The sequence below is a fragment of the Collinsella sp. AM12-1 genome (assembly GCF_003472325.1).
Lineage (GTDB): Bacteria > Actinomycetota > Coriobacteriia > Coriobacteriales > Coriobacteriaceae > Collinsella.
In genome coordinates this window covers 1-1,362 of record NZ_QRLS01000049.1, presented here as the reverse complement: position 1 = coordinate 1,362, position 1,362 = coordinate 1, and the positions used below count along the sequence as shown (strand labels likewise).

General features: G+C 64.8%; 1 protein-coding gene. It reads right to left on the bottom strand.

What is annotated here, in order from left to right; translation table 11 throughout:
* Positions 1 to 56 precede the first annotated feature (56 nt).
* The gene (locus DW136_RS09835; RefSeq protein ID WP_117648577.1) at positions 57 to 1,247 is read right to left on the bottom strand and encodes an IS256 family transposase; all 1,191 of its coding nucleotides are present in this window, start codon (positions 1,245 to 1,247) and stop codon (positions 57 to 59) included.
* Positions 1,248 to 1,362 lie beyond the last annotated feature (115 nt).

Here is a 1,362-nt window from a genome sequence, read left to right as displayed (position 1 = left end):
GGTACCGTCAAGATTCTTTCGCAAATTGATCGAGGCGGCCTCGGCCCCGCCTTGCTCTAGCCCTCCGCCTTCTTGCTCAGCTCGTCCATCTCCTCCAGCTTCGACATGTCCAGGTACCTCCTCTTGCCCCATTCGTGCTCCACGATGTACTTCAGCCTCGCCGTCACCAGCATCAGGGCCGAGTTGCCGTCCGGGAAGGTCCCTACGACTCTCGTCCTCCGCCTGATCTCGCGGTTGATGCGCTCGATACCGTTATTGGTCCGGATTCTGCGCCAGTGCTCCGGCGGGAAGTCCGTGTAGGCGAGAGTCTCGGAGAAGCCGTCGCGCACCGTCCTCGCGGCCGCGCCGAGCCTCATCCCGTCCAGCTCGTCCGCCACCTCCGCCGCCTTCCTCGAGCACGCCTCGCGCGATTCCTGCGCGTGAATCGCCTTCAGCATGCGCGCCACGGCCTTCCTCCTGGTCACGGGCACCCTTCCCAACACGTTTCGGTAGAAGTGGACCGTGCAGCGCTGGTAGCGTGCCCCGGGGAACACCTCCTCGAGCGCACCGAGCATCCCCGCGCACTTGTCGCCGGTGACGAGCCGCACGCCGGAGAGCCCGCGCCCCCTGAGCCACGAGAAGAACTCGCGCCACGAGTCCGCCGACTCGGTGTAGCCCTCCGCGCAGCCGATGACCTCCCGGTCGCCGGTGGAGTTGACGCCGATGGCCACCAGAACGGCCACGTTCTCGTAGGACCCTCCCCAGCTGCGCTTGAGGTAGATGCCGTCGACGAAAACGTAAGGGTAATCGCCCTCGAGCGGCCTCTGGCGCCAGGCCTCGATGGACGCGAACGCCTTCTCGTTGAGGTTGGAGACGGTGCCGGAGGACACGGGCGCTCCCCAGAGGAGTTCGGAGACGTCCTCGATTCTCCTGGTCGAGACGCCCGCGAGGTACATCTCGACGATGGCCTCCTCGACCGAAGTCTCGCGCCTGCGGTAGCGCTCGATAACGGCCGTCTGGAAGGTCGCGCCGCGCAGCTTCGGCACGTTGAGCTCGACCTCTCCTGCCCCGGTGACGAGCTTTCTCGCGTAGTGGCCGCTGCGGTATGCCTCCCGGCCTGCCGTCCTCTCGTAGCGCCCGGCCCCTACGAGCTCGGACGCCTCCTCGTCGAGCAGCGCGTTGAGCGTCTCCTCGACGGTCTTCCTCACCAGATTCTTTATGTCCTTGCGCAGCGACTCCTCGTCGACTGTTACGATGTTCGCAGACACGGCCCGTGCCCCTTTCGTCGTTGATTTGTTGTTTAGCCGCTAGAAATCATATGACGGGGCGCGGGCCGTGTTCCGCTATGCGGTTGTCAATTTGCGAAAGAAATTATGCGTCACC